Source organism: Acidiphilium sp. PM (assembly GCF_000219295.1).
In the GTDB taxonomy this organism is placed as follows: domain Bacteria; phylum Pseudomonadota; class Alphaproteobacteria; order Acetobacterales; family Acetobacteraceae; genus Acidiphilium; species Acidiphilium multivorum.
This window is the reverse complement of the sequence record NZ_AFPR01000320.1, coordinates 1-4,075: the sequence shown is the minus strand read 5'-3', so window position 1 is coordinate 4,075 and position 4,075 is coordinate 1. Positions and strand designations below refer to the sequence as shown.

Annotated in this window: 5 protein-coding genes; 3 read left to right on the top strand and 2 right to left on the bottom strand. The window is 69.4% G+C overall.

The window, feature by feature from the left end; genetic code table 11:
- Positions 1-247 precede the first annotated feature (247 nt).
- Together mbfA and APM_RS12120 are read left to right on the top strand one after the other, a co-directional pair.
- The gene (gene mbfA / locus APM_RS12125) at positions 248-1,204 is read left to right on the top strand and encodes an iron exporter MbfA (protein ID WP_011941392.1); all 957 of its coding nucleotides are present in this window, start codon (positions 248-250) and stop codon (positions 1,202-1,204) included.
- Between the two features lie 31 nt (positions 1,205-1,235).
- Positions 1,236-2,192 carry a nitronate monooxygenase family protein gene (locus tag APM_RS12120; RefSeq protein WP_007423670.1) on the top strand — a complete coding sequence of 319 codons (957 nt, stop codon included), beginning with the start codon at positions 1,236-1,238 and terminating at the stop codon, positions 2,190-2,192.
- Between the two features lie 7 nt (positions 2,193-2,199).
- Here the strand turns inward: APM_RS12120 and APM_RS12115 are convergent, their stop codons facing one another.
- On the bottom strand, positions 2,200-2,865 hold the full coding sequence (locus APM_RS12115; protein ID WP_007423669.1) for a glutathione S-transferase: 666 nt from the start codon (positions 2,863-2,865) through the stop codon (positions 2,200-2,202).
- Positions 2,862-3,689, bottom strand: coding sequence for a folate-binding protein YgfZ (locus tag APM_RS12110; protein ID WP_007423668.1), 828 nt, complete (start codon positions 3,687-3,689; stop codon positions 2,862-2,864). Before APM_RS12110 ends, APM_RS12115 begins: the two co-directional genes overlap by 4 nt.
- A gap of 48 nt (positions 3,690-3,737) precedes the next feature.
- Between APM_RS12110 and APM_RS12105 the strand changes: the two genes are divergently transcribed.
- Positions 3,738-4,075: glycosyltransferase family 9 protein (locus APM_RS12105; protein WP_007423667.1), on the top strand; the 338-nt coding region annotated here is incomplete at its 3' end.

The window sequence follows — 4,075 nt, the reverse complement described above, 5'->3', positions numbered from 1 at the left end:
GGGTCCGGCGGTCCGCCGCCATCGAGCGCGCAGCACCGCCGCGCCCGCAGCCCGGACCCGCAGGCACACGGAGCGGGATCGGGGCGGGGAGCCGGAGAGGGCGATGCGGCGCTCATGGGCGGATCATGCAGGGTTTGCGGTCCCGCGCAAGGGCCGGGCCGCCTCGGCCGGACACCCTCAATTGCAAATAAATCTCAAGTAAAACAAGGACCTTGACCTTGTCCGGCGGTGCCGCCATGTCTTGCGCATGCGCAACTTTTCAGAACTGTCCGACCGCGAAATCCTGGCCCTGGCGATCGGCGCCGAGGAAGAGGACGGCCGGATCTACGCCGACATCGCCGAATCGCTGCGGACCGATTATCCGGCCTCGGCGAAGGTGTTTTCGGAGATGGCGGCGGAGGAGAGCGAACACCGCCGCTCGCTGATCGACCTCTACCAGCAGAAATTCGGCGACCATATCCCGCTGATCCGCCGGCAGGACGTGCGCGGCTTCCTTGCCCGCAAGCCGGTCTGGCAGCTGCCGACGCCCTCGATCAACGATGTGCGCAAGCTCGCCGAGAGCATGGAGGCGGAAACCCAGAATTTCTATCGCCTCGCCGCCAGCCGTACGAGCGACACCGCAACGCGCAAGCTGCTCGGCGACCTCGCCGAGGCGGAGGCCGATCACGAGCGTCTCGCCGACCGTCTCGCGCGCGAGAACCTGACCGAGGAAGTCCGCTCCGCCGAGGACGATACGGCGCGGCGCAACTTCGTGCTGCGCTACGTCCAGCCCGGTCTCGCCGGGCTGATGGACGGGTCGGTCTCCACCCTGGCGCCGGTCTTCGCCGCCGCCTTCGCCTCCGGCAGTCCTTGGCAGGCCTTCATCGTCGGCATCGCCGCCTCGCTCGGCGCCGGCATCTCCATGGGTTTCGCCGAGGCGCTCTCGGACGATGGCAGCCTCACCGGCCGCGGCTCGCCACTGATGCGCGGCGCGATCACCGGCGCGATGACGACGCTGGGCGGCCTCGGCCACACACTGCCCTTCCTCATCCCGAATTTCTGGACCGCGATGGTGCTGGCCTTCGCCGTCGTTGTCGTCGAACTCGCGGCGATTTCGTGGATTCGCACCAAATACATGGACACGCCGCCGCTGCAGGCGGCGCTTCAGGTCGCACTCGGCGGGGCCATCGTCTTCGCCGTGGGCGTTGCGATCGGCAGTAGTTGACGTTTAGGGAAACCCTCGGCACAGTCGGGGGATGAGCGCCGCACAGGATCTTCGAAACAGGCTGGCGATTCCGGTGATCGGGTCGCCGCTGTTCATCATCTCCAACCCGAAACTGGTCATCGCCCAGTGCATCGCCGGCATCGTCGGCTCGTTTCCGGCGCTGAACGCCCGGCCGGCCTCCCAACTCGACGAATGGCTGGCGGAAATCACCGAAACCCTGGCGGCGTGGGACCGCGAACATCCGGACCGCAAGGCGGCGCCGTTCGCGGTCAACCAGATCGTGCACCGCTCCAACGCGCGGCTCGAACAGGATCTCGAACTCTGCGTGAAATACCGCGCCCCGCTGGTCATCACCTCGCTCGGCGCGCGGCCGGAGGTGAACCAGGCGGTGCATGGCTATGGCGGTATCGTGCTGCACGACATCATCAACGACCGCTTCGCCCGCAAGGCGGTCGAGAAAGGGGCGGACGGGCTGATCGCCGTGGCCGCCGGCGCCGGCGGCCATGCCGGCACGCTCTCGCCCTTCGCGCTGGTGCAGGAAATCCGCACCTGGTTCCAAGGGCCGCTCGCTCTGTCCGGCGCGATCGCGACCGGCCGCGCCGTGCTCGCCGCCGAGGCGATGGGGGCCGATTTCGCCTATATCGGCTCGGCCTTCATCGCCACCGAGGAGGCCAACGCGGCCAGTGCCTACAAGCAGGCGATCGTCGCCAGCGGCGCGGAAGACATCGTCTACACCAATCTCTTCACCGGCGTGCATGGCAACTACCTGCGCCCGAGCATCGTCGCCGCCGGCCTCGATCCCGACAACCTGCCGCAGAGCGATGCCTCGGCGATGAATTTCCACGAGGGCGCGAAGGCCAAGGCGTGGAAGGACATCTGGGGCTCGGGGCAGGGGATCGGCGCGGTCGATGCCGTGCTGCCGGCAGGCGAGCGGGTCGCGCGGCTGATCGCCGAATACCGCGCGGCGCGCGCCGCCCTGTGCGGCTGAGCGCGGCTCAGGCGAACGGGTAGGGGCCGCCGCGCTCCAGCGCCCGCTGCCACGCCGGCCGCGCGTGGATCGCCGCGAGGAAGGCGTTGAGCCGCGGGTAATTGCCGCGCAGCAGCCCCCTTGTGTTCGCCGCCTCGATCGGGAAGCTCATCATGATGTCGGCGCCGGTCAGCGCATCGCCGGCGAACCAGGCGGAGTTGGCCAGCGCGTCTTCCCAGAACCGGATATTGGCGCCGAGATTGGGGTCGAGAAACGCATCGCCCACCTTGTTGCCGATGGCGCGCATCAGCGGCTTGAGCACGAAGGGCGCCTGCTTGGGCATTTCGTCGAACACCAGCTTCATCACCAGGAACGGCATCGCCGACCCCTCGGCGTGGTGCAGCCAGTAGGTGTAGCGGCGCCGCTCGTCGGTCCCTTCGGGCGGGATCAGCCGCCCCTTGCCGTAGGTGCCGATGAGATATTCGACGATCGCGCCGGTCTCGGCGACGGTGATCCCGCCATCGGTGATGACGGGGGATTTGCCGAGCGGATGCACCGCGCGCAGCGACGGCGGGGCAAGCCTCGTCTTCCGGTCGCGGTCATAGCGCTGCACCTCGTATTCGAGGCCGAGTTCCTCGAGCAGCCAGAGCACGCGCTGCGAGCGCGACGCTTCGAGATGATGAACGACGATCATGGGGTCGCGGTCTCCGGCAGGGTCATCCAGGATGGAATTTCGGGCGTCAGCGCGATGCCGTCGAGACTCAGCCTGGCATCCAGCGCATCGAGCCGCAGCAGCGCGAGGCCGCGCCGGCCGAGGCTCGTCCGCAGCGTGCCCACTTCGCGCTCACCGGCGGTGATCGCCCCGGCGGCGGGCAGGTCCGCTTCGGCATCGACCGGGACGAGCCGGCGCTTCACCAGCCCCCGGTAGCGGGTGCGGGCGGTGAGTTCCTGCCCCATGTAGCAGCCCTTGTCCCAGTCGATCCCGTGCAGATCGCCGAAGCCGGCTTCCATCAGCAGGGTCTTTTCCGGTTCGAGATCGTCGTGATCGGGCAGGCCGAGCGCCAGCCGGTGCGCGCGATAGGCGGTTTCATCCGCCGCTCCGGCCAGCGGCGCCGGCGCGAGGAGCCTGTGGCCGGCTGCGGGCAGACGCGGATCGGCGGCGACGATCGCGCCGGGGGCGGACGGCGCGCCGCCCCATGCGGCATGCACCGCGAATTCGTCCGACCGGTCGCGCAGCGCCACCTGGCTGCGCAGCCGGAAGCGCGACAGCCGGCGGATCAGGTCCGGAACCGCCACGCCCGGCGCATCCAGCAGGAGCGACTCGCCGTCGGTGAGAATGAAGAACTCGGCCAGGTAGCGCCCCTGCGGCGTCAGCAGCGCGGACCAGACGGCCCGGCCCGGTTCCGCCTTCGTCACGTCGTTCGACACGAGGCCCTGGAGGAAGGCGACGCGGTCGGGCCCCTCGATCCCGATCACGCCGCGCGCGGGAAGATATGCGATCGTCGTCATGACCGGCATGTGGCCCCTTGGCCGTGCGGCGGCAAGCCGTGCTAGAGCCTCGGGAGCATGAGAATCCTGTTCATAGCCTCGTCCCGCATCGGCGACGCGGTGATTTCCTCCGGCGCGATGGAGCGCATCCGGCACGATCATCCGGGCGCGCGGCTGACGGTGGCCTGCGGCGCCGCTTCCGCCGGCGTGTTCGCGCGCCTGCCGGGGCTGGAACGGCTGATCATCTTCGAGAAGCAGCGTCAGGATCGCCACTGGCTCTCGCTCTGGAGCCGGCTGGTGCGCGATCGCTGGGAGGTGGTGGTGGATTTTCGCGGCTCGGCGCTGGCCTACACGCTGCGCGCCGGGCGGCGGATCGTGGTGCGCGGCGGCCGGCGGCCGGGCCGGCGCTACCGGCA

Coding starts and splice junctions, on each gene's coding strand:
- APM_RS12115 (WP_007423669.1), bottom strand. CDS start 2,865: ATGATCGTCGTTCATCATCTCGAAGCGTCGCGCTCGCAGCGCGTGCTC.
- APM_RS12120 (WP_007423670.1), top strand. CDS start 1,236: ATGAGCGCCGCACAGGATCTTCGAAACAGGCTGGCGATTCCGGTGATC.
- APM_RS12110 (WP_007423668.1), bottom strand. CDS start 3,689: ATGCCGGTCATGACGACGATCGCATATCTTCCCGCGCGCGGCGTGATC.
- mbfA (WP_011941392.1), top strand. CDS start 248: ATGCGCAACTTTTCAGAACTGTCCGACCGCGAAATCCTGGCCCTGGCG.